Raw genomic sequence first — 611 nt, 5'->3', positions numbered from 1 at the left:
TAGGTCTCCCGATCACCGCCATAGGCGATCTCAAGCGCCGCGCGGTCAAATGCCGCCGAAAGTAGGTTGGTGAGCGCATCGATGTGCTGTGGCGAATGTCCGGGAAGTGCGCGCGTAAGTCCGTCGCGAAGTTCTTCGCTGCCATTTGCGCGTGTCAGGGCAACAGCATCGCGGTGCCCCAATATTGCTGGAGCTTCTTCCAGCAAGAGACGGACGCGACCGGGCACCAGCATTGCTTCGAAAAAGGCGTTCGATCCAATTATCATGGCCTGCTCTGGATCGGCCACATCTCGGGTTTCTCGGTCGATGTGAACGGAAATTGCCTTTGCCTCTTCTTCGACCAGCACACGAAACAAGTCAGCCTTATCTGCAAAGTGATGATACAGCGCACCGCGCGTGACCCCAGCCCTGCGCACGATTTCCGGCGTTGGCGTTTCAGCAAAGCCTATCTCGATGAACAGATCGCGCGCGGCCTCAAGAAGCCTTGCCCGCGTTTCGGCGCGTCTATCCGCCTGGCTCCGTCGCACGGGTTTGTCTGGGGTCATATCGGCGTTCTCCGGTTTCTAACAAAATCATCTTACATACATCTTGCATGTTTTTGTGAGTCCATG

1 protein-coding gene is annotated in these 611 nt (G+C 56.6%); it reads right to left on the bottom strand.

Features of this window, described 5'->3' with window-relative positions; all coding sequences use genetic code 11:
- Positions 1-545: TetR/AcrR family transcriptional regulator (locus tag ACFWW4_RS22720; protein WP_411892913.1), on the bottom strand; the 545-nt coding region annotated here is incomplete at its 3' end.
- Between the last annotated feature and the right edge of the window lie 66 nt (positions 546-611).

Source organism: Yoonia sp. SDW83-1 (genome assembly GCF_046762885.1).
Classification (GTDB): domain Bacteria; phylum Pseudomonadota; class Alphaproteobacteria; order Rhodobacterales; family Rhodobacteraceae; genus Yoonia.
The sequence above is the reverse complement of the archived record's forward strand: the minus strand, read 5'-3'. Positions and strand labels throughout refer to the sequence as shown.